The organism is Streptomyces sp. NBC_00457, from assembly GCF_036014015.1.
Classification (GTDB): Bacteria; Actinomycetota; Actinomycetes; order Streptomycetales; family Streptomycetaceae; genus Streptomyces.
In genome coordinates this window covers 6227192-6252720 of sequence record NZ_CP107905.1, presented here as the reverse complement: position 1 = coordinate 6252720, position 25529 = coordinate 6227192, and the positions used below count along the sequence as shown (strand labels likewise).

General features: G+C 69.5%; 23 protein-coding genes and 1 pseudogene. 18 read left to right on the top strand and 6 right to left on the bottom strand.

Annotated features, from left to right (window positions below):
* The first annotated feature begins 490 nt into the window (after positions 1 to 490).
* From OG828_RS28595 to OG828_RS28585, 3 genes are all read left to right on the top strand, one after another.
* Positions 491 to 1249: a GOLPH3/VPS74 family protein gene (locus OG828_RS28595; RefSeq protein WP_210581551.1), complete on the top strand. Its 759-nt coding sequence runs from the start codon at positions 491 to 493 to the stop codon at positions 1247 to 1249.
* A gap of 340 nt (positions 1250 to 1589) precedes the next feature.
* Positions 1590 to 2447, top strand: a complete 858-nt coding sequence (locus OG828_RS28590) for a helix-turn-helix domain-containing protein (protein WP_210581553.1) — start codon at positions 1590 to 1592, stop codon at positions 2445 to 2447.
* A 219-nt stretch (positions 2448 to 2666) separates the two neighbouring features.
* A complete protein-coding gene (locus OG828_RS28585; RefSeq protein ID WP_210581554.1) occupies positions 2667 to 2876 on the top strand; it encodes a DUF397 domain-containing protein in 210 nt (69 codons plus the stop codon).
* A gap of 114 nt (positions 2877 to 2990) precedes the next feature.
* Here OG828_RS28585 and OG828_RS28580 read toward each other — a convergent pair whose 3' ends face one another.
* Positions 2991 to 3668 carry a hypothetical protein gene (locus tag OG828_RS28580; RefSeq protein ID WP_328504953.1) on the bottom strand — a complete coding sequence of 226 codons (678 nt, stop codon included), beginning with the start codon at positions 3666 to 3668 and terminating at the stop codon, positions 2991 to 2993.
* A gap of 449 nt (positions 3669 to 4117) precedes the next feature.
* On the opposite strand from OG828_RS28580, the gene OG828_RS28575 reads away from it, so the two are divergent.
* The 5 genes from OG828_RS28575 to OG828_RS28555 all read left to right on the top strand — a co-directional run bounded on the left by OG828_RS28575 (position 4118) and on the right by OG828_RS28555 (position 8361).
* The gene (locus OG828_RS28575) at positions 4118 to 5623 is read left to right on the top strand and encodes a helix-turn-helix domain-containing protein (protein ID WP_328502740.1); all 1506 of its coding nucleotides are present in this window, start codon (positions 4118 to 4120) and stop codon (positions 5621 to 5623) included.
* On the top strand, positions 5605 to 6189 hold the full coding sequence (locus OG828_RS28570) for a helix-turn-helix domain-containing protein (protein ID WP_443062439.1): 585 nt from the start codon (positions 5605 to 5607) through the stop codon (positions 6187 to 6189). The genes OG828_RS28575 and OG828_RS28570 overlap by 19 nt, the downstream gene beginning before the upstream one ends.
* 170 nt (positions 6190 to 6359) lie before the next feature.
* On the top strand, positions 6360 to 7076 hold the full coding sequence (locus OG828_RS28565) for a ParA family protein (RefSeq protein WP_328502738.1): 717 nt from the start codon (positions 6360 to 6362) through the stop codon (positions 7074 to 7076).
* A gap of 674 nt (positions 7077 to 7750) precedes the next feature.
* On the top strand, positions 7751 to 7927 hold the full coding sequence (locus OG828_RS28560; RefSeq protein ID WP_328502737.1) for a hypothetical protein: 177 nt from the start codon (positions 7751 to 7753) through the stop codon (positions 7925 to 7927).
* A gap of 122 nt (positions 7928 to 8049) precedes the next feature.
* Entirely contained in the window at positions 8050 to 8361 is a 312-nt protein-coding gene (locus tag OG828_RS28555; protein ID WP_328502736.1) for a hypothetical protein, read from the top strand.
* Between the two features lie 110 nt (positions 8362 to 8471).
* Here OG828_RS28555 and OG828_RS28550 read toward each other — a convergent pair whose 3' ends face one another.
* Both OG828_RS28550 and OG828_RS28545 read right to left on the bottom strand, forming a co-directional pair.
* Positions 8472 to 9119, bottom strand: a complete 648-nt coding sequence (locus OG828_RS28550) for a X2-like carbohydrate binding domain-containing protein (protein ID WP_328502735.1) — start codon at positions 9117 to 9119, stop codon at positions 8472 to 8474.
* The gene (locus tag OG828_RS28545; protein ID WP_328502734.1) at positions 9065 to 10867 is read right to left on the bottom strand and encodes an alpha-L-fucosidase; all 1803 of its coding nucleotides are present in this window, start codon (positions 10865 to 10867) and stop codon (positions 9065 to 9067) included. Before OG828_RS28545 ends, OG828_RS28550 begins: the two co-directional genes overlap by 55 nt.
* Positions 10868 to 11370: 503 nt before the next feature.
* Between OG828_RS28545 and OG828_RS28540 the strand changes: the two genes are divergently transcribed.
* Entirely contained in the window at positions 11371 to 12297 is a 927-nt protein-coding gene (locus OG828_RS28540) for an expansin EXLX1 family cellulose-binding protein (protein ID WP_328502733.1), read from the top strand.
* Between the two features lie 45 nt (positions 12298 to 12342).
* Here the strand turns inward: OG828_RS28540 and OG828_RS28535 are convergent.
* Positions 12343 to 12666 (bottom strand): annotated as a pseudogene (locus OG828_RS28535) (TetR family transcriptional regulator C-terminal domain-containing protein); the annotation flags it as partial.
* A gap of 351 nt (positions 12667 to 13017) precedes the next feature.
* Between OG828_RS28535 and OG828_RS28530 the strand changes: the two are divergent.
* Positions 13018 to 13140: a cellulase family glycosylhydrolase gene (locus OG828_RS28530; protein WP_328502732.1), complete on the top strand. Its 123-nt coding sequence runs from the start codon at positions 13018 to 13020 to the stop codon at positions 13138 to 13140.
* Between the two features lie 181 nt (positions 13141 to 13321).
* On the opposite strand, the gene OG828_RS28525 is transcribed toward OG828_RS28530, so the two are convergent.
* Positions 13322 to 13957, bottom strand: coding sequence for a TetR/AcrR family transcriptional regulator (locus OG828_RS28525; protein ID WP_328502731.1), 636 nt, complete (start codon positions 13955 to 13957; stop codon positions 13322 to 13324).
* 137 nt (positions 13958 to 14094) lie between these two features.
* Between OG828_RS28525 and OG828_RS28520 the strand changes: the two genes are divergently transcribed.
* From OG828_RS28520 to OG828_RS28485, 8 genes are all read left to right on the top strand, one after another.
* Positions 14095 to 15240, top strand: coding sequence for a VOC family protein (locus tag OG828_RS28520; protein ID WP_328502730.1), 1146 nt, complete (start codon positions 14095 to 14097; stop codon positions 15238 to 15240).
* The gene (locus OG828_RS28515) at positions 15237 to 16175 is read left to right on the top strand and encodes a fumarylacetoacetate hydrolase family protein (RefSeq protein ID WP_328502729.1); all 939 of its coding nucleotides are present in this window, start codon (positions 15237 to 15239) and stop codon (positions 16173 to 16175) included. The genes OG828_RS28520 and OG828_RS28515 overlap by 4 nt, the downstream gene beginning before the upstream one ends.
* Positions 16172 to 17806 carry a bifunctional 3-(3-hydroxy-phenyl)propionate/3-hydroxycinnamic acid hydroxylase MhpA gene (mhpA, locus tag OG828_RS28510; protein ID WP_328502728.1) on the top strand — a complete coding sequence of 545 codons (1635 nt, stop codon included), beginning with the start codon at positions 16172 to 16174 and terminating at the stop codon, positions 17804 to 17806. Before OG828_RS28515 ends, mhpA begins: the two co-directional genes overlap by 4 nt.
* Positions 17803 to 19821, top strand: coding sequence for an acetoacetate--CoA ligase (locus tag OG828_RS28505; protein WP_328502727.1), 2019 nt, complete (start codon positions 17803 to 17805; stop codon positions 19819 to 19821). The genes mhpA and OG828_RS28505 overlap by 4 nt, the downstream gene beginning before the upstream one ends.
* Before the next feature lie 56 nt (positions 19822 to 19877).
* Positions 19878 to 20498 carry a malonic semialdehyde reductase gene (locus OG828_RS28500; RefSeq protein WP_328502726.1) on the top strand — a complete coding sequence of 207 codons (621 nt, stop codon included), beginning with the start codon at positions 19878 to 19880 and terminating at the stop codon, positions 20496 to 20498.
* Between the two features lie 624 nt (positions 20499 to 21122).
* Positions 21123 to 23273, top strand: a complete 2151-nt coding sequence (locus OG828_RS28495; RefSeq protein ID WP_328502725.1) for a PP2C family protein-serine/threonine phosphatase — start codon at positions 21123 to 21125, stop codon at positions 23271 to 23273.
* 271 nt (positions 23274 to 23544) lie between these two features.
* On the top strand, positions 23545 to 24081 hold the full coding sequence (locus OG828_RS28490) for a hypothetical protein (protein WP_328504952.1): 537 nt from the start codon (positions 23545 to 23547) through the stop codon (positions 24079 to 24081).
* A 95-nt stretch (positions 24082 to 24176) separates the two neighbouring features.
* A complete protein-coding gene (locus OG828_RS28485) occupies positions 24177 to 24968 on the top strand; it encodes an SURF1 family cytochrome oxidase biogenesis protein (RefSeq protein ID WP_328502724.1) in 792 nt (263 codons plus the stop codon).
* 7 nt (positions 24969 to 24975) lie between these two features.
* On the opposite strand, the gene OG828_RS28480 is transcribed toward OG828_RS28485, so the two are convergent.
* Positions 24976 to 25524, bottom strand: coding sequence for a MarR family winged helix-turn-helix transcriptional regulator (locus OG828_RS28480; RefSeq protein WP_328502723.1), 549 nt, complete (start codon positions 25522 to 25524; stop codon positions 24976 to 24978).
* Positions 25525 to 25529 lie beyond the last annotated feature (5 nt).

Below are 25529 nucleotides of genomic sequence, written 5' to 3'. Positions count from 1 at the left end.
CGTCACCGGCGGCGCCGGCCGCATCCCGGACATCCTTCGGGAGGTCTCGTACGGAGAAGACTTTCGTCGCCGTATCCACCCCACCGCGCGCCTCGGACGACGAGGACGAGGACGACCCAGCGTCCCGGGCCACCGCGAGGCGCGGATCCGCGGCCTCGCTCCTGGCTTCGGGAACCGGACCCGCGCTCCCCGACGTCGGTTCTGCCGACGACTCGCGCTTCTTCGACCTGTCGGGGGACTCGCCCGCCACCGATGCCTCCTCCATGCGCCGCACGGAGCCTTCCGTGCGCGTACCGAACCGTGAATCGCCGCCCGGACACAGCATCCCTACCCCTGTCCGAACCATGTACCAGTGTCCTGTGTGCGGGCTTAACCCCTGCGGTAGACGAGAACGACATACCTGCCGGTTCCACTACATTCCGGTCACGCGCTCTCGACAGACCAATGTGAGAGGGGTCACCCTGTCATTCATCCACGCGGGGAGGCATGGATGGGCAGGAGCCGCAGAACACTTCCGGAGGAGCTTCTGCTGCTGGCGTTGGACCCGACCACGGGTACCACCGCACAGCCGCAGTCGCTCGACCTTGGTCTGGCCGGAGCACAGCTAGTGGAGCTGGCGCTGGCCGGACGGATAGCCCCTGACGGGGATCGTATCGCCGTGGTGTCCCCACGGCCGACTGGAGATCCGACTCTGGACTGCGCGTTGGAGTTGCTGCGAAGGCGCGGCGCCCCGGTGCGGGCAGTCCACTGGATTGGCGGGCCACGACTGGGGCTGCGCCAGACCTATCTCTCGCATCTGGAGCGGTGCGGCATGGTGCATGCCGTGGCGGGCCAGATGTGCGGGGTATTGCCGACGACTCGCTACCAGGCGAGTCAGACCGAGATCAGCCGGGAGATCAGGGCCCGGCTGGACTCCGCGATCCGCACCGGCGTCCCGCCGGACCCGCGGACCGCGGCGCTCGCCGCACTGGCGCACGCGGTCGGCCTCGGCAAGCACCTGTATCCGGGTAATGAGGGACGCTCGTCCCGCTCCCGGCTACGGGATCTGATCAGGCACGACCCCATGGGCGGCCTCGTGGCGCACGCCGTGATGGACGTCCAGAACGGCGTGGCGGCCCAGCCGCGCCGCAGCCCGGCATCATCGGCCGGCCGCCAGGCCGCCCCCGGTGGCAGGGCCGCACCGGAACCCGCCCGCGGTGTTCCGATGCAACCGCGTCGCGGTTCCATGACGCGTGTCGTGGCGCACTGAGCCGCAGTCCCACGACACGAGCAGCACCACCAGAACCGCCGCACAACCGCACCACGCACATCAGCGCCGCACCGCATCCCCCCGGACCCGGTACGGGAGCCGCTGGACCGCGCGGGGCAATGAGGCCGTACGTCCGGACGACGACGCGGCCTCACCGCCCCGCGCGGCCGTGCGTCGCGGCGCCTTCACGCCGCGCCACCCGGCGCCACCGCGTCCGAACTGGCGCGTACCCGCCGTATATCCACCGTTTCCCAGCGGTAAGAAGCACCTTGGTGGCAGTCTGCTCAGCAGCAGATACGCAAAGTGGCAATCAAGGCACGCAGCCGGAGGTGCACGTCCCGTGGCGTCCAATGTCAATCCCACCGTCAGGCGGCGCCGGCTGGGCCAGGAGCTGCGCAGGCTCCGCGAGCTCAAGGGCATGACGGCCGAGGAAGTGGCGGAGCGACTGCTGGTGTCGCAGTCGAAGATCAGCCGGCTGGAGAACGGCCGGCGCAGTATCAGCCAGCGTGACGTCCGCGATCTGTGCGGGGTCTACGAGGTGGAGGACCACCGGATCGTCGACTCGCTGATGCAAATGGCCAAGGACTCCCGCCAGCAGGGCTGGTGGCATTCGTTCGGCGACATCCCGTACAGCGTCTACATCGGCCTGGAGACGGACGCGGCGAGCCTTCGGGTGTACGACCCGCAGGTCGTCCCCGGTCTGCTGCAGACCCGGACCTACGCGGAGGCGCTGATCGCGGGCGCGCTGCCGGAGACCGCGGCCGCCGAGGTCGAGAAGCGCGTCCAGGTGCGCCTGCGCCGGCAGGAACGAATCACCGCCCCGGACAACCCGCTGCGCCTGTGGTCCGTCCTGGACGAAGCGGCCCTGCGCCGGGTGGTCGGCAACCGCACGCTGATGCGCGAGCAGTTGGAGTACCTGGTCGAGCAGTCACAGCTCCCGCACGTCACCGTGCAGGTGATCCCCTTCGACATGGGCGCCCATCCCGGCCTGAACGGGCAGTACGCGATCCTGGAGTTCCCGGACGCGGCGGATTCCAGCGTCGTCTACATCGAGGGCGTCACCAGCGATCTGTACCTGGAGAAGGCGAACGACGTCCAGAAGTACGCGGTGATGTACGAGCATTTGCGGGCGCAGGCACTGAATGTGGATCAGTCCCGGCAGTTCATCGCGGACATTGCGAAGGACTACGCCCGCTAGCGGCGAGGAGGGCCGAGGGCCTGAATCCCGCCCCCTGGGCAGAAAGAAGCGCACAGTACACCTTCGCCCGGCCTGGATGGAAGATCCAATGGAATATGCCATCCGGTCGAGTGAATGGTCGCTTCATCAGCCGATGTTGGCGAGTAGCGTCGATCACGCCATCGAGCAACACCGTTGGCGCAATCTCAGCAACTCATCAACTGGCAATGCGGAGCGAACATGGCAATTCGTCAGGGCGCCACGGACACGTGGACCAAGTCCTCGTACTCCACGGGAAACGGCGCGTGCATCGAGATCAAGTCACCGGTTCTCGCGGCCATGGCCGTCCGGGACTCCAAGGTCCCCGAAGGACCCACGCTGGCCTTCCCGGCCGACGCGTGGAACGCCTTCGTGGCTCAGGCCGGCCGGGGAGCATTCGACCTCGGCTGATGCCGCACCGTCTCCCACAACTCCATAAGCACCACAGGAAGAGCCCTCTCGACTAGCCCGCCGTCCTTGCCGAGGGGGCTCGGCTTATGGTCCCGCGCCCCCTCCCCCTCCTCGCTACCTAAGCCGGTCCACGTACATGTCCGTCCCCGGCACGGTCGGAACGAACGGCGCCACCAGCTCCACCCTCCCCAGCCCCGCCTCCCCGACCGCCGTGTCCAGCCCGGTGAAGTACTCCTCCCAGCACTCCCGCGGATCCGCCTGAAGGAACCACAGCAGGGTCAGCCGCGTATCGACGCCCTCGACCTGCTTCACGTACGACATGCGATCCCCCGGCAGCGGGGTCGGCCTGAAGACGGTGACCATCGCTGCCGGGGAGCCCGCGAGCCGCTTCGGCAGATGGCGTGAACGCAGCCATTCCAGCAACTCGGCCCGCTGCCCGGCCGATTCGGCGTCGACGACCTCCACGACCAGTCCGGCGTAGGGGTGGTCGAGGGCGTGATAGTCACGGGGACCGGCCGCGCCGTCCCGGTAGACCGTCGCCTCGTGGTCCTGGAACGCCGTGAAGACGTGCGTGCGGTCCTGGTAGACGCGGCCGTCGCGGTTGAGGCGCTTGTTGATGCCGACGGTCCACCTCATGTGGTCGTCGTAGCGGCCGTCGGTGATCCAGTACGTCGAGATGTAGCAGCCGGCGGTGACCGGCTGGGCGATCGCCGACTTCTCGGGGTAGCGGAGGAGTTGGAGGTCGCGGGTGGCCACCCAGCGGCGCCCGGCGTACATCCAGGGCATGGCCATCGCGCCGGCGTAGTAGTGATCGTCCTCGTACCAGCGGTAATTTCGGCGCACCCCTCTGACCTGGGCTTATAAAGGTCGAAACGGCTGTGACCTGCTAGGACGGGTTGCAAAGGCGATCGGAGGCAGTCAGAGGAAAACGCTCTGATTCGACCCCGGTTCGACCCGGGCCGCTCGCAGGCAGTCAGAGGCGATCCCTCTGCAACTTGACTCCGAGAGGCCCGAGTTGGCCGGGCGTCGATCGGAATTGCCGACCTCTACGGCTCTCCGCTCCGACCCCGGTCGAGCTGCGATGGGGACGCCTGCCTCCAATGCGGAGCCTGGCATGCGAATGCCTCCAGGACCGGAAATCCTGGAGGCTTCGCCTGGCACCGATTGGAGGTCGGTTCCGGACACCACCCGTGGTTTTAGCGGGCCTGGGTGGCGTCCACGTCCTTGCGAGACGACCCACCGTGCCACACCACAACGACCAGGCAGAACCACAACAACAGACCTCTCGACCGTTCGGCCGACCGGGCCGCCACCGACTCCCACCGGCTGCTGCCGAGCTCATCCTGCTCGGCGACCTCACCGGCCGCTACGCAACAGGCAGCTACAGCAGGCTCGGCTCCGACGGCCGGACCCTGGCACTGCGCGAGAACCGCCAGGGTGCGGCCGAGCACGGGCACCGGATCACGGCGGCCATCGCCTGCCATGTGGCCCGCGCCGACGGAACCGTCGACCAGCTGACCCGGCTGCTGCTCCACCCCGAGCACGACGGCGGTCGGCACGCCCGGCACATTGCGCTGCGTTCCGGGCAGGCACGCGCCCTGGACTACATCCGGCGGGTGTGGACCAGCGCCTCGGCTGCGGTGAGCAGCACGCGAGTGCTGGAGTCCCGCCATCACGCGCACGAGGTTCTCGCCGCTCTGCGGGACCGTATCGAGACCACGCCCTGGCGCGGGGAGCGGGGGCGGACCGCGCTGCGGGTGCTGCGGGCGCATCTGAACTTCGCCGAGATCGCGGGCGGCCCCCTGCACCACGCCAGCGAGCGCCAGACCGCGGAGGAAGCAGGGATCTCCCGCACGACCCTGCGGGCTGTCTACGAGACCGTCCTGAAGCCGCGAGGGTGGCTTCGTCGTCTGCGGATCGGCCACGGCCGGGAGGGATCCACCTGGTATCTCGGCGACGGCAACACCGATGGCCATGGCGCCTCGGCTTCGCTGTCTCGTTTCCGTACCACTCAGTACCCCCCCGACCCGGCACTTGAGGAGTGGACCACTCCTGAGACAGGCGCGACGGCGGACATCGACTCCACCGTGATCAGCCGGCTGATGGGCCACGACGCTTTCGCCCACCACGGCCTCGGCAGCTCCGGCCTCATGATCATCGGTGCGCTGCACATCCGACCCGCTCAGACCGTCAGCGAGCTTGTCGCTACGGCCTCGGTATCCCGTGCCACCGCCTACCGGACCCTGGGACGCCTGGCCGACCACGGTCTCGTGCACCACACCGGCGAGACCTGGGCCCTCGCTCCCCGTGCGCTGGAAGGATTCGGTAACAGCCCTCTGGATGCCGCTACCGGCCCAGACGTACAGCCGACACGGGGCTGGGACGAGGTCGCCCGGCGATACGGCACTGCGGGCGCCGCGGCCCGGCGCACGGCACTGCACGCGGCCGAGCGCGCGGCGTACCGGGAGGTGCTGGACCGGCTCGCGGAACACCGCAGCAAAGCCGTGGTGATCGTCCGCGACGGACGCCAGGTCCTGGTCCCGGCACCGGGACCCGATGAGATCCCGGTCGCGTGGCAGGCCTCCGACGGGTCCGTCCTCGACCCGGCCACCGGCCGCCCTGCCGCCGGCTGGCGGGTCGCCACCGACGGTCGGCTGATCCTCATCACCCCGACTGACCAGCGCAGTTACGACGAGCTGGCCGCCGCCCATGCCAAAGCCCTCAGTGAATGGGAGTCCGCCGCGTGAATCCACAACCGCCACGTGCCGGTGCCGAGAACGGAGCGGCTACCGCTCAAGCTCTCCGCGAGCAGTACGAATCCGGCGCCACGGTCGCCGAAGTCGTCGCAGCCAGTGGGCTGTCGTACGGGACGGTCCTCAACCGGCTGCACGAGGCCGGGACCGTGATGCGCACGTCCTGGCAGACGCGGAGGCTGCGTGACGGCCAGGCCCGCCGCAATCTGGCGGCTCATCTGCGCCTCCTCTACGAGCAGCATGGCGCGACGCTTGCGGAGTTGGCTGCGGCGGGATCCGTGACACGGCGTTCCGCCAGGCGGCTGCTGATCGAAGCCGGGGGCACGCCCCGCACCACTCAGCAGACATTGCGCATCCGCTCGGCAGCGGAGGCCACGGCGCGTAAGAAGCTCGCGGCGTCCTTGCGGGCACGGTACGAGGCCGGCGCCTCCGTGCCGGAGCTGGCCAAGGAACGCAACTACTCGGTCGCCACGGTGTACCGGCTTCTGCACGAGGCCAACACCCGGATGAGGCCCCAGCACCGGCACGGCCCCGCTCGCACATCGGGGAAGCGGTCATGACCGTCCCGGCCCTCGCTGATCTCGCCGCGCGTGCCGGTCGACTGCCGACTTCGCCGCGGTGCCCTTCCCGGTCCAGCCGCGCGGCCCGCGCCCCGCCCCCAGGCCGCTGCGCATATGCGCAGCCACCGAATCAGACAACACCCTTCTATTTTTCAGGAGATCGAGCACACGTGAACGAGAACACCCGTCACAAGACCCTGGCGGCGGCCACAGCCCGCCCCTGGGACGCCTTCGTGATTGTCGTCGGCATGCTCAAGGGCGGCACCGGCAAAACCACCTCCGCCTGGTTCATCGCCCTGTACTACGCCGTCGTCCTCGGCCTGCCGACGCTGCTGCTGGACGCCGACGCGACCAGCCAGTCCGCCTACGACTGGTTCAAGGTCGCCCAGGCCGAGGGCTTCGAAATCCCGGCCAATCTGGTGGTCGAGCGGTACCCATTCGACGACATCGCCGAATACATCCGTGAAAAGCGTGCCGAGTTCGGGGCGATCGTGGTCGACGCGGGTGGCGGCAGCGCCCGGATCTTCCACGAGGCTGTCACCGAGGCGGACCGACTGATCGTGCCGGTCGCCCCGACCACGATCGAGCGCCGCAAGCTCGTGGCCACCTTCGACGAGGCCGAACGCGCCGCCGCCCGCAACGAGCGCGACATCACCGCCCACGTGGTCCTGGTAAAGGCGGACGACCGCACCAGCCTGCCCCGCAATGCGAAGGACAAGCTGCTGGAGCCCGCGAAGGGCGAGGGCATCGGCCCGGACCGCGACGAGCCGTTCCCGCTCGCCGAGACCGTCATCCACTCCTGGGTGCATTACATGGAGGCCTTCGGCGAGATCCCGACCGAGCTGAGCGAGTACGCCGAGCTGATGAAGGAGCTGACCGCGGCATGAGCGAGCGAATGAAGCCCCCAGCCCGCCGCAACAGTCGCACCCTGGGCGTCAAGAAGGCAGCCCCTCCGCCCCCTCCGCCGGCCGCCGAACTCACCCCCGAGCAGTTCGCTGCTGAACAGTCCGCCGACCAGGGCGAAGGCCGTCCCACCGCCAGCGAGCCGCAGGTTCAGCCCTCTTCCGCAGTTCCCGTCGAGGCATCGGCGCAGGGCCGGACAGAGCCGGTGCCCGAGGTGCCGCAGGCCGCTGCACAGCCGACCGACAAGGTCGCATCCAGCGGCCCCGTGCAGGAGCCAGCCGCGGCCAGTCAGCCGACTCGCCCAGCGTTCGCCACCCCCGAGGAGCGGGGGGAATCCGCTGCGGAACCGGTGGCGCAGCAGTCTGCGGTCCCGGCTGCGGACCCTCTGGCACCTGCAGTTCAATCCACGCCGCGGGCCGAATACGTTTCACAGAACGGGCCGTCCCACGTCACGTCCGCGGCTCCTGGTGTGGCTTCGGCCGCCGAGGTGGCGGTTCGCCCGGCGGCTCCTCCGACCGTGGGCGGTACGGCGTTCCCAATGAGGACCGATGTTCCGGAGGCTCACCGGGACCAGGACGCGCGATCGGAGGCAGCGCCGAGCGAGGGAACGCCATGGGCTCCGGGGCCTGGACGTCCCAAGGACATTCCTGAGACCGCCATGGTTCTCAACCAGCGCATCATCGCACGCGAGAGCCTCGACTCGTCGGTCCCCGCTGCGCTGAAGCTGAAGAAGCGGATCAAACGGTTCGCCCTGGACAACGAACTCGATCATTTGCCCATCGGCGACATCGTGGCGGTCGCGCTGGACGAGTGGCTCACCGCCCGCGGGTTCTGAACCCAACCGCAGTGCACGGGCGGCCGCCTCCGACGGGATGCGGCCGCCCCTCGTGCCGACTATTCCAATAGCCCATTAGGCGGCTAACTAGTTGCCTAGTCGGACCGACCGGAGCAACTCTCGTGCCTGATCCCTCCCACTACGCCCGCCGACTGCGTGAAATCGCCGACGCGCTCGACTCCGAGTTCCAACCAACCGCCGACGCTCTTACGCCGCACCCGGACACGCTGGACGTCATCGGCAACCGGCACACAAAGCGCGGACAACTCAACTACGCCGTCCCCGAGGTTCTCCAGCTCCAGCGCCGGATCCGCCGCTATCACGCCGACACCGGCGTACCGCACGGGGACATCGTGGCCCTGGCTGTCGACACCTGGCTCCGCGCAAAGGGCTACCCGCCTCACCCCAAACCACCGGGGGCAGAAGTTCCGTGACCTGCGTCGCGGACCGCGGACTGCCTCGACGAGCCCTTCATCTACGAGATGGCCCGCGGAGTCGGTGCCCATGGCTTGCCGGTGTATACCGGAAGCCGTGGGCACCAGTGCTACGACTTCCAGCCGGTGACCGTGGTGCCCGACTTGCTGACGTTGTACGTCACGGTCTTGCCGCTCCAGAAGTGGAAGGTGAGCGACACCGTCCGGCCGTCGTCGAACTCCTTGAAGGGGTCGGACGTGAGCTTGATGGCGTTCCTGGCGTAGTCCGGCTCGTAGGACCTGGCGTACTCCTTGTACGGGATCCAGGCGCCCTGCCCGACGTTGCTGCCGTCGGCGTACTTCGCCTTCATCGTCTTCAGCCGGTCGCCGTGGAACTGGACGGGGAGGGTGAAGACGTCTGTCGTCCCGGTCGCGTTCGCAAGCGCAGGTGTGTCGTGGGTGATGACCTGGATGAGCCAGGGCACGCCCCGGGAGAAGTGGGCGTTGAGCGTGGCCGCCTTCAGGGTGAGCCGGGTGCCGGAGAGGGTGTAGTCCTTGCCTCGGACCAGGGTGGTGCCGCCCTGCTTGAGGGCCCTGAACGTCTTGCTGTGCGGGTTCAGGGTGAGCGTCCGGTCAGTGATCCGCCCGGACTTCGGCACGAAGACCATGCCGGAGGAGGCGGTCGCCGAGCGGGTGTCCCGGGGGTGGACGGTGGTCGTGTCGGTCAGCCGGTCTTGGTCATGGCCCAGCGCTGCGGCGTCCCGCCGTTGGCGGACCACTGGATCACCGGGTCCCCGTCACCGCTGGTGTTGCCGTTGTCCAGCACCTTTCCGCTGTGCCGGTTGGTGAGCCGGTACTCGCCGTTGCCGAGCGCGGTGATGGCCCACTGCTGCTGGTGGCCGCCGTTGTCGGTCCGCTGCACCATCGTCGCCCCGTCGCCGGTGCTGCCGTTGTCGTCGAGGGCCTTGCCGCTGCGGACGCAGACCAGCTTGTAGTAGCCGTGGTCCAGGCCCGTGACCGTCCACTGCTGCGGAGTCCCGCCGTTGGGGGCCCACTGGATGACCTGGCCGCCCTCGGTGGTGGTGTTGCCGTTGTCGAGGGCTTTGCCGCTGCGGACGCTGACCAGCCGGTAGACGCCGCCCGCGAGGACGGCCGGCATGCCGTTGACCTCCACGCAGACGACGGAGTCGTTCGCGTTGGGTGCGGTGGCCGGCACGGAGACGTTGATGGTGCCGCCGTTGACCGTGTACGAGAGGGACGTCCAGGGGTTGTTCATCAGGTAGACGCGGTTGATGGTGTTGTGCACCGCCGGGATCTGCAGGGTGCCGCCCGTGGGCCAGGTGAAGACGTGGGCGAAGAGCTTGCCGTTCTTCTTGGTGATCCTGCCCCAGGACGGTTCGGTGGCGAAGGGGCTGCCGCTGGTGCCGTGGATGCTGTCGGCGTGGGTGGACATCCAGGAGGCCAGGCCGTTCAGGACCGTCACGGATCCGGCGGTCACGGTGCCGTCGCCCTTGGGGCCGATGTTGAGCAGGTAGTTGCCGTCACGGGAGACGACCGTGACCATCTCCTGGATGATGGTCTTCACGGACCGGTAGGAGTTCTCCCCCCACTCGGCGTAGCCCCACTGGCCGTTCATGGTGGCGCAGGCCTCCCATGGCCGCTCGATCGGCGCCTCGGGGATACCGAACTCCGCGACCGCGTAGTCACCGAGACCCTGTTCCCGCTTGACGCGCTCGTTGACGACGAGGCCCGGCTTGCGGGCCATCAGCCAGGCGTAGAGGTCCTGGCCGTCGGCCTTGGTCCACCAGTCGGTGAGCGTGGGGGTGGAGGGGTTGCCGCACCAGTCGCCGTCGAACCACAGGACGGCCGGGTCGTAGCGGTTCAGCAGTTCCTGCAAGTGGGCCTTCATGTCGTTGATGTAGGCGGTGCGGGCGGCCTGCGACGACATGGTGGAGAAATAGGCGCTGCGGTTGATGGTCTGCGAGGGGTGGCTCCAGTCCAGGATCGAGTAGTAGAGCCCGAATCTGATGCCCCGGCTCTCGCACTCGGTCTTCAGCTGGGCCAGCAGGTCGGGCTGGAAGCCGTTGTAGTCGCGCAGGTTGTACTGCTTGGCGCCGGTGGCGTCGGTGAAGCCCGCGACGTTGGAGTCCCACATCGCGTAGCCCTCGTGGTGCTTGGCGGTGATCACGAGGTACTTCATGCCGGCGTTCTTGGCCAGTTCGGCGATGGTGGCGGCGTTGAAGCTGCTCGGGTTGAACGGCGCGGTCACCTGGGCGTGGTAGGTGGACTTGGTCCAGTGGGTCTCGGAGCTGAACGCCCACTCGCCGTGGCCGAGGTAGGAGTAGGACCCGAAGTGGATGAACATCCCGAAACGGGCCTGGTACCACCAGTCCAGCTTCGAGGGGACGGTGTACGCCTCGGCGGTGGCGGGCCACAGGGCCTGCGGCAGCCCGAAGGCCACGGCACCGCCGGCGAAGGTGGCGGCCTTGATGAGAGAGCGTCTGCTGAGGGGAGCGGAGGGGGACATGGTGCGGCTCCTTGGTATGTCCGGGGACACGGGGAAGGGCGAACGCGGGCGTGCCCGCAGGACTTGGGGACTGCGGTGCGGGCCGGTGTCCGGCGGGTGAGGGTTGAACAGATCGGACGGCTCGGTGAGACAGGGGGCGCAGGCGGCACAGAGGCGTGATGCCTGCGGCTACCCTCGGGGACATCGGATGTATTAAGGAACATGATTCCGTTGTGTGTCCAGAGTCATGACTAGATCCCGAGGTATTTTCGTTTGTCGCCAGCCATCCCGATCGGGGGACGCGAAGAAACATCCGATGCATCTGGGGGGATCGCCGGGGGCGATGTCGCGCGGACGACCGGCTGGAGCTGCTTCCAGTGAGTAGCTCAGTGAGAAGTCGTCGGCCACCTTTGCGCGTCCTGTGGCCACTGAGCAGTGAACCGTCGACTCGATCTTCCGAACGGACAGGCACGAGGACAGCGAGGCAGGCCGCACGGCAGCGCAGGCGCAGACACAGGCTGCTGGTGGGCACCACGGTGGCAGTGGCCGCTGTGGCCGTCCTCGCCGGCCTGGTCATGGCGTTGGCTCCCGACCGCGAGACCGACGCGGCGTCGGTCGCGGTGGCACCCGACGTCGGCAACCAGGCGAGCGCCCCGGCCTCAACAGGCACTCCGGCCCCGACCGGCACTCCGACCCCGACCGGCACCCCGACACCCACGGGCAGCCCGGACGCGACGGGGACCCCGACCCCGACCGCGACGGTCGGTGCGACCACCGCTGCGGCGCGGCCGTCGGCCACAAAGGCCCCGCGAGCCACGTCCGACGTGGCAGTGTCGCCCGGACGGATTCGGCCCGGGACCGCCTATCAGGGAGTCGCCACCGTCTACGAGGCCGGGAACGGCGACGGTGCCTGTCTGTTCGGACCGAGCGACGACCTCATGATCGCGGCGATGAACACCACCGACTACGAGTCGTCCAAGGCGTGCGGGGCACACGTGCTCGTCCGCGCGGCGAACGGCAACTCCGTCACGGTCCGGATCACCAACGAATGCCCCCTGCCCTGCGCCCCCGGGCAACTCGACCTCAGCGAACAGGCCTTCGCCAAGCTCGCAGACCCCAAGCTCGGCCGGATCCCGATCACCTGGAGCCTGCTCAGCCCCAGCACGTCCGACACGATCTCCATCCGGTACAAGGTCGGGTCGAGCCAGTACTGGTGCGGCATCCAGGTGATCGACCACCGCAATCCGGTCGCGCGGCTGGAGGTCCGCACGGCGGGCGTCTGGCGGCAGCTGCCCCGTACCGACTACAACTACTTCCTCTCCGCCGACGGCGCTGGGTGCGGCGGTGCGATCAGGATCACCGACATCCATGGAGAACGACTGACGGTCGACGGGATCGCGATACGGCCGGACGTCGCGCAACCGACCCGGGTCCAGTTCGCCAGGCACTGAACCCGCCAGTGCCCCCGGCTCAGGTACCCGCCGGTGCGGACGCTCTCAGGCCATGGCCAGGACGGCGGAGACCAGGGCCCGCGGGCAGACCCTTTCCGCTTCCTCGTCCGGCCGCGCGAGGTGCCGCATCATCAGCCCGTCGAAGCCCGCGAGGAAGAACCTCGCGATCGTCTCGGCGGGCTGGGCGAGCTTGTGGCCGGTGCGTTCGGCGGCCTCGCTGATCAGTTTCGCGGTCACCGCCGAGACGCCGCTGTAGTGACTGTGCAGAGCCTCCTTCAGGTGGGGCGTGCGCAGGGTGTGCATGGTCAGTTCGGTGAGCAGCTGATACGACGCGGGCTGTTCGAGCGCAGTGCGCCACAGCGCCTGCGCAGCACCGTCGGCGCAGGCTCGGGTTGATGGTGGGGACCCCGTTGGCGCCGGTCGCCGCGGGTGCCATGGCCTACGGCGGGGTGTTCGGGGCCTTCGGACGACGCGCGACCCGAGGCGGCGGCACCGTAGCCGGTGTCCGACGACGCGATCGGCCGTGGCCGCGATGCAGCCCGGCTGGGATCTGGGCAACACCCTGAGCGCCGTCCCCGACGAGACCTCGTGGGCAACCCCGCATCACCAAGGTCCTGCTGGACAAGGTCCGCGCCCAGGGCTGCAACAGCATCCGTATTCCAGTGACATGGCGGGACCGCCGGAGCGGAGCACCGGGTTGCATCATCGACCCGGCCCTGCATGAGCCGGGTCAAGCAGGTGGTCGACTGGGCGCTGGCCGAAGGCTGCTACGTCATGCTCAACGTCCACCACGACTCCGGCTGGATCAGCAAGATGCCGCTCTGCGCGACGGCCGGCGGCTGATCCAGGCCGCCGGCTGAACCTGCCCTGTCCGGGTCACGAGTACGACGTCTTCCTCAAGCACGAGTTCTTCTTCGAGCAGATCGTCGACATGCGGGCGGAGCCCCGGCACTCCGGTCCACGCTGAGCGCTCAGCCGGCCGCGGATGTCCGGAGTCGGCGTCAGGATGTCCCGCTGACTCCCGTCAGCCGAAGTCGGGCAGCGGACGTCGGGTGACCTCGTGGGCGTCGTCCGCGGGGACACCGAGCATGCGCAGGACCATCTCGGCCAGGTCCGAGGCGGCCTCGTCGCCGTCGAGATCGGGGCGGGCCAGCCGCAGCGCGACGAGGGACATCAGGGTGCCGCCCAGGGCGGACAGGGCGGTGGTGGGGTTGCCGGCGATGAAGCGGCCCGAGGCGATGCCGTGCTCCAGGTCGCGCAGCGCTCGTGGGGCGAGGCCCTGGTCGGAGTGGATGTGGGCCAGGCCGCGATCGCGCAGGATCTGCAGCAGTTCCGGGTGGGAGTCGGCCATCCGGGCGGTCAGCCGGAAGCCCGCCGCGACGAGTTCGGCCGGGTCCTCGATCCCTCGTACGCGCTCGTCGATGACCTGCCCGAACTCCTCCAGGGCGTCCGTCACTGCGACGTCGAACAGCTCCGTCTTCGACTCGAAGTGGTTGTAGAAGGAGCCGAAACCCACGTCCGCGCGCTCGGCGATCGTCTGGATGGTGGCGCTGGTGTCCCCAGTCTCCGCGAGGATCTGCCGGGCCGCGCGGACGAGCGCCTGACGGGTCTCGGCGCGGCGCCGCTCGAAGCGGTTCTTGGGTGGGGCTGACGTCGGCATACGGCGAGTCTAACAACCGTCACGATGAGACTCCCATCACTGATGAAATCCTCAATTCTTTGCTCACATCCTATTGACGATGAGGAAGACCAAAGTTGATGATTTCCTCATTACGGCAGTGTTGCTTGGAGGACACCATGTCCCACACCCCCGTTAACAGGGCGGATCGTCAGACGCCCCACCAGGACCTTCACAGTGAGCAGGGCGCCCTGCGGGGCGAGCACCCGGGGCGTGCCCGGAATCCCGTGATCAAGGTGGCGGACCTGGCCTGGCTGGAGTTCGAGAAGCCGGATCTGGACCGGGCCGAGGTGTTCGCCCGTGACTTCGGCTTCCAGATCGCCGCGCGTACCGAGAGCGAGCTGTGGCTGCGTGGCACCTTCGCGGGCTCGCCCTGCATGGTGATCCGGCGCGGGCATACGTCCCGTTTCCTCGGCCCGGCATTCCGTGCGGCCGAGCGGAGCGACCTGGACCGCCTGGCCCGTGCCACCGGCGCCGACGTGCGGGACATCGGCGTACCCGGAGGCGGACAGTCCGTCACCCTGCTCGATCCCTCGGGTTTCCCGGTGCGGGTCGTGCACTGCGCCGAACAGTTGCCCGCGCTGCCCGAGCAGCAGCCCCTGCTCCTCAACTTCGGCACGGATCACCGTCGTACGAACGTCACCCAGCGACCACCCCGTGAGCCGTCCCGCATCCAGCGGCTGGGCCACGTGGTGCTGGAGACGCGGGTGTTCGCCCGCACGCTGGACTGGTACCTGGACACCCTCGGCATGATCGTGTCCGACTTCCTGTTCCTGGACGGGCAGCGCGAGCGCGGGCCGACCATGGCGTTCATCCGCTGTGACCAGGGCAGCCTGGCCGTGGACCACCACACGCTGGCCATGCACCTGGGGCCGGGGACGGGTTATGTCCACTCCGCCTATCAGGTCACCGACCTGGACTCGATCGCCGCCGGCGGCGAGTACCTCGCCGAGCGCGGCTACCAGCGCAGCTGGGGGATCGGCCGGCACATCCAGGGCAGCCAGCTCTTCGACTACTGGCGCGACCCCGACCACTTCATGCTGGAGCACTTCGCCGACGGAGACCTGTTCTCCCGCGACGTCGACCCCGGCTGGGCGCCCATGTCGGCGAGCGGCCTGGCCCAGTGGGGCCCGCCGGTCACCCGCGACTTCCTGGGTACGAACCCGTCCCCCGCCAAGCTCCGCGAGGTCATGACGGCCCTGCGCGGCGACAACGAACTCGACCCCGCACGCCTACTGGGCCTGATGAAAGCGATGAGCTCATGAGCACCAACGTTCTGCGCACCACCGACGGCTGGTGGGCCATCCGGGACGAGCGCGCCGTCCGCATCGAGACCAAGGCGGTCACCACCGCCGAACTGCTCGCCGACCGCGACGCGGTCCGCGCGGCCGCCGCGTCCTCCGAGAGCGGCACACCCGTCGCCGACCTGGCGGCCCTGCCTCCGGTCACCACTCCGTGCCGGGTTGTCGCCCAGATGGTCAACTACCGCAGCCACGCCAAGGATTCGGGTTTCACCGGCGAGATCCCGCCGACCTTCTTCCGCAAGGCGTCAGGCTCGGTCAGCGGCCCGCACGAGGCGATCGTCCGCCCCGCACACGTGAAGTTCCTCGACTACGAGGTGGAACTCGGCCTGGTCATGGGCGCACCCCTGCCCGTGGGCACCGTCGTCGAGGAGCGGGACCTGCCACGCTACGTCGCCGGACTCGTCCTGACCAACGACGTCAGCGCACGCGACGTCCAGCTGACCAAGACCCAGTTCTACGAGAGCAAGTCCTACCCGACCTTCACACCGACGGGGCCGTATCTGGCCCTGCTGGAGCCCGAGGACTTCGCTCATCTGCTCAACCTGCGGCTGCGGCTGTCGGTCAATGGTGAACCGCGCCAGGACCGCACGCTCGCCGACATGATCGTACGGCCCGCGCAGGCACTCACCCTGCTCGCCCGCTTCCAGACCCTGGACCCGGGCGACCTGCTGCTGACCGGTACCCCCGGCGGCACGGCCCTGAAAGCCCCGCCCAAGCCGATCGAGAAGATCGGTGCGCTGCTGCCGCCCGCATGGAAGTGGAAGGCGTTCTTCAACAGCCAGGCCAAGAACCCCCACTACCTGCGTGACGGTGACCTCATCACCGCCACGATCGCCACGCCGGACGGGCGGATCAACCTCGGCGAGCAGCGGACCGCCGTAACGGACGCGCCATGAGCACCCCATCCCGGATCCCGGTGGTGATCATCGGTGCGGGACCCGTGGGCGTCACGGCCGCCCTCCTGCTCGCCCGCCGTGGAGTGCGCAGCCTCGTCCTGGAACGCCACCGCGACGTCTACCCCCTGCCGCGTGCCGTCGTCGTGGACGACGAGGTCCGCCGGATCCTGCAGAGTGTCGGCGTCCACGAGGAGTTCGCCGCCCTCTCGCGCCCTGCGCGCGGGCTGCGGCTGCTGGACGCCCGGCACGGCGTGATCGCCGAGTTCCCGCGCTCCTCGCACGGACACCACGGCTTTCCGCAGACCAGCATGTTCGACCAGCCCGAGCTGGAACGCCTGCTCCGCGAGGCTCTGGCACGCCGCCCGGAGTGCGAGCTGCGGGGCGGCGTGGAGGTCGCGTTCGTTACTCAGGACACCGACGGACCGAACGGTTCGACGGGTCCGGTCCGGGTCGCCTTCCGCCGCGACGGCAGCGACGAGGTGGAGCACGTGTGGGCCGATGCCGTCCTCGGCTGCGACGGCGCGGGCAGCGTCACCCGCGACGCCATCGGCGGCGTATGGGAGGACCTGCACTTCGAGGAGAGCTGGCGGGTCATCGACGTGCGCACGAGTCGTCAGGTGCGCACCTGGGAAGGCGCGGAGCAGATCTGCTGCCCGACCCGGCCGGCCACCTTCATGCGCGTCGGCGAGGACCGCTACCGCTGGGAGTTCCGGCTGGACGGCCACGAGCCCCTGGACGGCCCGGAAGGGCTGGAGCGCCTGCGCGAGCTGGTCGCCCCCTGGGTCGCCCTGCCGTCCGATGGTGCGTCGGACGACGACTTCGAGGTGATCCGGCAGGCGCAGTACACCTTCCGGGCCCGCCTGGCCGACCGGTGGCGCCGGGGTCGTGTCTTCCTGCTGGGCGACGCCGCCCACCTCACCCCGCCCTTCATCGGGCAGGGGCTGTGCGCGGGCCTGCGCGACGCCCACAACCTCACCTGGAAACTGGCCCGCGTTCTCCAACAGGGCGCCGGCGACGCACTGTTGGACACCTACGAACGCGAACGCAAGCCGCACGCCCGCCACCTGATCCGCGTCGCGGTCGCCGTCGGATGGGCCATGACCGGCGGACAGGACCGCGCCGCGGCGCTCCGCCGGGCCGTCGTGGGCACGGCCTGCCGCATCCCCGGTGTGACAGCGGCGGTGGGCCGCGATCTCAGCCCTCCGCTGGGCTCCGGTCCACTGGTACGGCGCGGCCCCCGGCTGCTCGGCCGCGGGCCTGCCGGCAGCGCGTGCCCGCAGCCTTGGGTGGTCGTCGACGGCAGGCGCGTGCGCCTGGATGACGTCCTCGGGGATTCCTTCGCCGTCCTGACCACCGTGCCCCCGGCCCCGCAGGTGACGGCCGTGGCCACGGCACTCGGCGCACGCACGATCCGCGTGGACGACCTGGGCGACGACGGCACTCTCGCCGCCTGGCTGGCACGCGGCCGGGCGGATGCCGTCCTGCTGCGTCCCGACCGCGTAGTCCTGGACACGGTCCCCGCCGGCACCGGCGACTTCACCGACACCGCCGCCTGGGCACCGCTGCTGCACACGGCCCGCCGCCCCGCCGAGGGCCGCCCCGCACCCCTGTCGAGGAGTACCGCACGATGAGCACCCCGCACACCACGCCGTATCCGGAACCCTTCTTCACTCCCGACCCGACGGCGGCCGCAGGCAGCCGCATCGCGGACTTCGCCCGATGGGCAGCTCGGCACCAGGGCGCCGAAAGCCTCCAGGACCCCACCGACTACCCGGCCCTGCACCGCTGGTCGGTCACCGACCTGGAAGGGTTCTGGGCCGCGATGTGGGAGTACTTCGCCATCGACGCAGCGACCCCGTACGAGAAGGTGCTGGCCGAGGAGACCATGCCCGGCGCCCGCTGGTTTCCTGGCGCCACTCTGAACTATGCCCAGCACGCGCTGCGCAAGCTGCAACCGGACGCCCCCGCGATCACCGCACTGGATGAGACCGGCTCCGGCTACGAGATCACGGGCCGACAACTGCGCGCCCGGGTCGCCTCCGTCGCGGCCACCCTGCGCGACCTGGGCGTCGGGCAGGGCGACCGGGTGGTGGGGTATCTGCCCAACACCCCCCACGCCGTCATCGCCTTCCTCGCCACCGCCAGCCTGGGCGCGGTGTGGTCGGTGTGCGGCCAGGACTACGCACCCAAGGCCGCCGCCGACCGCTTCGCCCAGCTCCGGCCCACCGTCCTCGTCACCGCGGACGGCTACCTCTTCAACGGCACCGCACACGACCGCCGAGCCGCTTCGCTCGAACTGGCCGGCGCGCTGCCCACGCTGAAGGCCACGATTCTCGTGGACCACGTGGGCCTTGCCTGGCCCGAGGCCCGGCACGCAAGGCTGACGGTTCCCTGGGAGGACGCGGTCGCCCGCAGCGAGTACCTGACCTTCGCTTCGGTGCCGTTCGACCACCCGCTGTGGGTCGTCTTCTCCTCCGGCACCACCGGCCTGCCCAAGGGCATCGTCCACGGCCACGGCGGCGTCCTGCTCGAACACCTCAAGATCCTCGGCCTGCACACCGATCTGGGCCTCGGGGACCGCCTGCTGTGGTACACCACCACCCACTGGATGATGTGGAACCTGGTCGTCTCCACCCTGCTGACCGGCGCCACCACCTGCACCTACGACGGCAGCCCGGCACCGGTCGCGCGACCGGACATCCTGTGGGAGCTGGCGGCCCGCCACAAGGTCACCGTCTTCGGCACCAGCCCCCAGTACCTGCTGGCCATGGCCAAGCTGGGCATCGAACCCTCCGCCCACGACCTGTCGGCCGTCCGCGTCATCGGCTCCACCGGATCGGCTCTGCCCGCCTCCGCCCACCCCTGGGTCCGCGACCACGTGGGGGCCGACGTCCAGTTGGCCTCCACCAGCGGCGGCACGGACGTCGTCTCCGGCTTCGCCGGCGGCGCCCCCACCGCCCCCGTCTGGGCGGGCGAGCTCTCCGCCCCCAACCTGGGCGTGGCGCTCGCCGCCTACGACGCCGAGGGCTTCCCGGTCGTCGACCGGGTCGGCGAACTGGTCGTCACCCGCCCCATGCCGTCCATGCCGCTCTACTTCTGGAACGACCCCGACGGCAGCCGCTACCGCGACGCCTACTTCGGCGCCTACCCCGGCGTGTGGCGGCACGGCGACTGGATCACCCTCACCTCCCACGGCTCGGTGATCGTCCACGGCCGGTCCGACGCCACCCTCAACCGCAACGGCGTACGCCTGGGCAGTGCCGACATCCACGAGATCGTCGAACGCTTCCCCGAGATCACCGAGGCCCTTGTCGTCGGAGCGGAGGAGCCGGACGGCGGCTACTGGATGCCCCTGTTCGTCGTCCCCGCGCCCGGCGTCACCCTGGACGACGGTCTGCGCGAGAAGATCCGCGACGCGATCCGCGCCGGCGCCTCACCCCGACACGTCCCCGACGAGATCCTCTCCGTGCCGGCCATCCCGCACACGAGGACCGGCAAGAAACTCGAGGTTCCGGTCAAGCGCCTGCTCCAAGGCGTGCCCGCCGAGCAGATCCTCAACCTCGCGGCGGTCGACAACCCCGAACTCATCGACTTCTACGCCCAGCTGGGCGCAGAGCGGAGCAAGCGAGCAGCACACCACGGCTGAGAGCCCGCCCCGAGACCACACCATCCGCACACCGAGGCAAGAGAGAAACCGTGAGCATGACCAACATTGAACCGCAGGCCACCCTCGACGTCCTTGCCGACGCCGGGCGAAAGCTGCTGTTCACAGAGGCCCGCACTGCGAACACCTTCGCCGCAACGGCCGTTACCGACGACGAACTCGCCATGATCTGGGAACTCGCCCGCTGGTCCCCGAGCGCCGCCAACGGCCAGCCCCTGCGCGTGCTCTTCGTACGCACCCGCGAGGGCAAGGAGCGCCTGGTCCAGCACCTCGACGAGGGCAACAAGGCCAAGACGCTTCAAGCACCGGCCGTGGCGGTCCTGGCGTACGACGCCGACTTCCACGAGCAGATGCCGACCGTCTTCCCGGCTCGCGGCGACATGCTGCGAGCGGCGTTCGCCGGCCAGACCGAGAAGCGCGAGAGCATCGCCGCCTACAACTCGGCACTGCAGACCGGGGTCTTCCTGCTCGCTGTGCGCTCGGCAGGGCTCGCTGCCGGTCCCATGGCGGGCTTCGACGAGGCCGGCGTGGACAAGGAGTTCTTCCCCGGTACGAGCTGGCGTTCGCATCTGGTGGTCAACATCGGTCACCCCGGTGCCGACCCATGGTTCCCGCGGCTGCCCCGCGTGCCCGTCGAGGACGCCGTCGCCTGGGCCTGACGGCACAACACCGCGCATGCGCGGCGGGGTCCGGCACCTGACCCGAAGTGACATCGAGGCTTGTGACCCTCCCGGCTTCGGCGCACCACGGCCGCAAGGCTTTGCCTTTCTCACCGCGCGAGTCGCTTGCATACCGCCGGGCCCGGTTCGTACGTGGGCCGGTGGTAGCGCTCCAGTCAGCCATCAGTACGTGTCTGGTATCGGCCGAAGCAGCCGAGGAAATGGTCCGCTGGACGGGGCGATGGAGGTGGGTTCGCGGCGCGCGGATCGGTAGGCGTGGCGGATCCAGCGCACGGCTATGACGTCGTAGGGGCGGCCCGTGCCGGTGCCGTGCCGGCGGCGCACCGCGCGGCGCCTGTCGGCACGTCGTTCTGCCGCCGCTCTTCCGCTGACGCATTCGACGACGGAACCCGGCGCGAGAGGGCCGCTCGCCGGGCCCAAACCAAGCATGAGTGGGTGTTTGCGAGCCTCGAAGGCGCTGTTCAGAGGGCCGACGGCCGACAGGCTCGGTGGATGAGCCTTTGCGCGGCCCGGGAGCGTCGGGCATTGGGAACCTGCGGGGCACTGACCAGCACATCCGGCATATTCTGCACACACAGGTGTTTTCGAGTCGGAGTGCGCAGGATGGATCACGCTGCCGAGGAGCTGGAGCAGGCCGCCGTACGGCATCTGCTGGACCAGAGTCTCGCCTGGACCATGGAGCGTCTGGGGGCGCACATCGGTGCGATCTACCTGGCCGAGCCCGGCGGCGAGGTCTTGAGCCTGGAGGTGGCCAGGGGAGCACCGCCGGAATGGGTCAAGCCGCTGCAGCGCATGAGTCTGGCCACTGTGGTTCCGAGTCCAACGGTCGACGCGGTACGCAGGCGGCACATGGTGTGGATCGGTTCGGGAGAAGAGTACGCACGCCGCTATCCGCAGATCCTCATGCTCGTCCCGTATCCGTCTGCCACGGCCTTTGTCCCCCTCGCCACACGGGCCACCGTATGGGGCACCATGGTGCTGATCTGGCCCCATGGAAGGCCGCCGGAGCTCAGCCGCGTCGAGCGCGACTCGATCGCCGCCGCCGGTGACCGCCTCACCAGACTGCTCGAGGGCACCGCCGAAGCCGGACGCCCTCTCGTGCCCGCCCCCGAGCCCCGCCACCTGCCTTCGGCACCCCGCGATGTGGCAGGCCCGGCCGAGGCTCATGCCGCGCTGGACTTCGTCACCCGGCTTCCCGAGGGCGGATGCGCCTTGACCCCGGACGGACGGATCACCTTCATCGACGGCACCGCGGCCGACCTCGTGGGCGAGAGCGCCCCGCGCCTGCTGGGCGCCCACCTGTGGGAGGCCCTGCCATGGCTGGGCGAGCCGGGCTACGAACACAAGCATCGGAATGCGGTGGTCAGTCAGCAGCCGACCTCCTTCACCGCCACCCGTCCCGCCGACCAGTCCCTGCTCTTCCAGCTGTATCCGGACCCCACCGGCGTCAGCGTGCGCATCACCCCCACGCGGCCCGAACACCGCCCCCCGGACCCACGCCCGCCCGAAGCCCGGTCGGCCGGGCCCACCCGGCCGGGCGCGATCTACCACATGATGCACCTGGCCGCCGCCCTGACCGAAACCGTGGACATCGACAACATCGTCAAGGTGGTGGCCGACCAGTTCCTCCTCGCCTTCGACGCCCAGGCCTTCGCTCTGCTCGTCCCGGAAGCCGGCCGGGCACAGATCATCGGCGCCCATGGCTTTACCACCCAATGGCTGCACCGCCTCGACCACAGCCCCCTGACCGCGGACACACCGGCCATACCGAGCCCGACCGCCGGTCAGCCGTCGTTCTTCGCCTCCCGGCAGGAGCTGCCGTACGCCTGTCCCGCCCAGGCCGAGTTGGAGGACGGCCTGGGCGCCTGGGCCTTCCTGCCCCTGACCGCCTCCGGACACTCCGTCGGCACCTGCGTGCTCGGCTACGACCGGCCCCACCCCTTCACCACCGAGGAACGCCTCACCCTCACCACCTTCAGCGCCCTGATCGCCCAGGCCCTGGACCGGGCACGCCTGTACGACGCCAAGCTCCGGCTCGCACACGGTCTCCAGGCCGGACTCCTGCCCCGCAACCTGCCGGAGATCCCCGGTCTGGCCCAGGCCGCGCGCTATCTCCCCGCCAGCCACGGCATGGACATCGGCGGTGACTTCTACGACCTCATCCGCATGACTCCGACCGACGCCGCCGCCGTCATCGGCGACGTCCAAGGCCACAACGTGCGCGCCGCCGCCCTGATGGGCCAGGTCCGCACCGCCGTCCACGCCCACGCCGTCGCCGGCGCCGCCCCGGGAGACGTCCTCGCGCGTACCAACCGGCTGCTCACCGACCTCGACCCCGACCTGCTCACCAGCTGTCTGTACGCCCACCTCGACCTGGCACACCACCGCGCCCGCCTGGCCACCGCCGGACATCACCCGCCCCTGGTGCGCCACCCCGACCTGTCCACCGAAATCCTCCCCGTGCCGCCAGGACCGCTGCTCGGGGCCGATCCCACAGCCGCCTACCCCACCACCGACGTCGCCGTGCCTCCCGGCACTGTCCTCGCCTTCTACACCGACGGACTCGTCGAGGCCCCCGGCACTCACTACGACAGCAACCTCGCCGCCCTCATCACAGCCCTCGCCCGAGCCGGCCACCAACTCGAGGAGATCGCCGACACACTGATCGACCAAGCGCAGCCATCAGGCGACCGCGCCGACGACACCGCCCTCCTGCTGCTGCGCATCGAGCCGGACCCTCGCACGAGCACCTGAAGCCCGCCGACGCCCGGCCTGATCGTGTGCCCGGTCGGCTCGGAGGGTGCGGGCATGGGGCGCTCACCAACTGGACAACCGCACAGCGCGTTCCGGAGGCAAGATGGGGTTGAGTGCAGTGAGCCACGGCGGCGCGTGTGACCTTGCCTCGCTGGTCCGAGCGACGGCGGGCCGGTAACGGGAGGATACGGTCCTCACCCACAGCCGGTTTGCCTCCGCTGGCCGTCGGCGTGATGCTTCTGGCCGCTTCCCCGGCAAGACCACAGCCAACCTGTTCAGCCACCTCTTCGGCAGAGACGTTGCCCTCAACATCACGCTGACCGCGATCAGCTTGGTGCTCGCCGCCCTCACCATTCCGATCATCACCAACCTCGCCGTCGACCATTTCGACACCCAGGGCGACCTCGGCCTGCACCTCGGCAAGGTGGTGCAGGTGATCGGGATCGTGCTCATCCCGGTCGGAATCGGCATGGCGGTTCGTCTGCGCTCCGCCGACTTCGTCGCACGCGCCGACCGCCCGGTCCGGATCTTCTCCATCGCCGTGCTGGTAGTCGTTGCGGTCGGTGTCCTGCTGGGCGAGCGGGAGAATCTGGCCGACTACGTGCAGCGAGTCGGGCTGGTGACCGGCATCTTCTGCCTAGCGAGCAACGGCCCGGCACGCATCGCACGGCAGGGGTGCCGCCCCGCCGGAAGGGTCCGTCACGTTTATCGCTCCTGCCTGTGCTCCGCGCGTTCAGTCAGCTCTGCACTCACTCCCCATCCTCGCGCAGCGCCCGTGCGGCCCCCTCGCCGGTGGGAGGCCCTCTGAAGTTCGCTAGAAGTCTAGCGATATTCTGATGATTCAGAGGTGGCCTAGGGATGGGGACCGCCCGATCCTAGTCGTGCCGTTTGGGGAGTAGGACCTTGTACCGCTTTATGCTGACCCGCCAATGGGTCCTCCTCACGCTGGCGTGCCTGGCCCTCGTTCCCGCGATGGTCCGGCTCGGCCTCTGGCAGTACCACCGGTACGAACAGAGGGTCGCGCAAAACGAGTTGATCGGCGCCAATCTGGCCGCCCCCGCCACCCCCGTGCAACGGCTCAGCCGTCCGGGCACACCGCGTCCCGTGTCCGACACCCACCGGCACGCCACCGCGATCGGCCGCTACGATTCCGCGCACCAGTCGCTCGTGCGCCGTCGGACTGCCGCCGACGGCGAGACGATCGGCTTCCACGTCCTGACCCCGCTGATCCTCGGCAACGGCGACCGTGTGCTCGTCAACCGCGGCTGGATCCCCGGCGGGGGAGGCCTGACGGCCGCCCCGAAGGTTCCCGCCGCTCCGGCCGGTGAAGTCACCGTCACCGGCCGTCTGAGGCCGGACGAGACCACGGCTTCCAGCGGCATCAAGGACATCAAGGGCCTGCCGAAGGACCAGGTGCTGCTGATCAACAGCGACATGCAGAGCCGAGTCCTCCGCGCTCCCGTACTCTCCGGATATCTGGAGCTGACCCGGACGTCACCCGAACCTGCCGCAGATCAACCGGAGTTGATTCCCGAACCGGACCACGGCAGCATCGGCCCGCACGTCGGCTACGCGTACAACTGGTGGTTCTTCGCGGCCATGGTGCCCGTCGGCTGGGGGATCCTGGTGCGCCGAGAAAGGCGCGACCGGTCGAATCCGAGACCGGCACCAAACCCGCCTGCGTCGCCGACGTGATCTTCCGTTACTTCCCGGCCATGCCCTGACGGGTCGGCGCCTTCCGCGCGCCGGGCGGCCTCGCCGACCGCGCGCGGAGACCGGCAGGGGCGTTGCCCTCATCGCTTCCCAGTCCGGCCAGTACGGTGCGGAAGATGTCCCTCAGGTGACGCACCTGCTCGCGGTCGAGACGGTCGAACAGCGCCCTGCGCACCTGCTCGACATGGCCGGGCGCCGCATCCTTCAGTGCGGCGAGCCCGTCGTCGGTCAGGGTCGCCACCACGACGCGGGCGTCCCTCCAGTGGCGGTCACGTCGCACCCATCCTCTGGCTTCGAGTTTGGGCATGGCATGGGACACCTTGCTCAGTGAGGAGCGGGTGAGCTCGGCGACCTCGCCCATCGACAGCGACCGCCTGGGTGCCTCCGACAACATGGCGAGAATCATGTAGTAGCTGTGCGGCATCCCGGCCTCGCCCGCCAGCTGCCGGTCGAGGACGTCGTGCAGCATCTGGGTGGCGAACACGAAGGCCCGCCAAGCTTCCTGCTCCTCGTCGTCGAGCCATCTGACGGTGGTCATGCATC

Bases quoted from the DNA above. Each gene is read 5' to 3' on its own strand.
- OG828_RS28595 (WP_210581551.1), top strand. From the start codon at position 491: ATGGGCAGGAGCCGCAGAACACTTCCGGAGGAGCTTCTGCTGCTGGCG.
- OG828_RS28585 (WP_210581554.1), top strand. From the start codon at position 2,667: ATGGCAATTCGTCAGGGCGCCACGGACACGTGGACCAAGTCCTCGTAC.
- OG828_RS28580 (WP_328504953.1), bottom strand. From the start codon at position 3,668: ATGGCCATGCCCTGGATGTACGCCGGGCGCCGCTGGGTGGCCACCCGC.
- OG828_RS28570 (WP_443062439.1), top strand. From the start codon at position 5,605: ATGGGAGTCCGCCGCGTGAATCCACAACCGCCACGTGCCGGTGCCGAG.
- OG828_RS28560 (WP_328502737.1), top strand. From the start codon at position 7,751: ATGGTTCTCAACCAGCGCATCATCGCACGCGAGAGCCTCGACTCGTCG.
- OG828_RS28545 (WP_328502734.1), bottom strand. From the start codon at position 10,867: ATGTCCCCCTCCGCTCCCCTCAGCAGACGCTCTCTCATCAAGGCCGCC.
- OG828_RS28530 (WP_328502732.1), top strand. From the start codon at position 13,018: ATGAGCCGGGTCAAGCAGGTGGTCGACTGGGCGCTGGCCGAAGGCTGC.
- OG828_RS28525 (WP_328502731.1), bottom strand. From the start codon at position 13,957: ATGCCGACGTCAGCCCCACCCAAGAACCGCTTCGAGCGGCGCCGCGCC.
- OG828_RS28520 (WP_328502730.1), top strand. From the start codon at position 14,095: ATGTCCCACACCCCCGTTAACAGGGCGGATCGTCAGACGCCCCACCAG.
- OG828_RS28515 (WP_328502729.1), top strand. From the start codon at position 15,237: ATGAGCACCAACGTTCTGCGCACCACCGACGGCTGGTGGGCCATCCGG.
- mhpA (WP_328502728.1), top strand. From the start codon at position 16,172: ATGAGCACCCCATCCCGGATCCCGGTGGTGATCATCGGTGCGGGACCC.
- OG828_RS28505 (WP_328502727.1), top strand. From the start codon at position 17,803: ATGAGCACCCCGCACACCACGCCGTATCCGGAACCCTTCTTCACTCCC.
- OG828_RS28500 (WP_328502726.1), top strand. From the start codon at position 19,878: ATGACCAACATTGAACCGCAGGCCACCCTCGACGTCCTTGCCGACGCC.
- OG828_RS28495 (WP_328502725.1), top strand. From the start codon at position 21,123: ATGGATCACGCTGCCGAGGAGCTGGAGCAGGCCGCCGTACGGCATCTG.
- OG828_RS28480 (WP_328502723.1), bottom strand. From the start codon at position 25,524: ATGACCACCGTCAGATGGCTCGACGACGAGGAGCAGGAAGCTTGGCGG.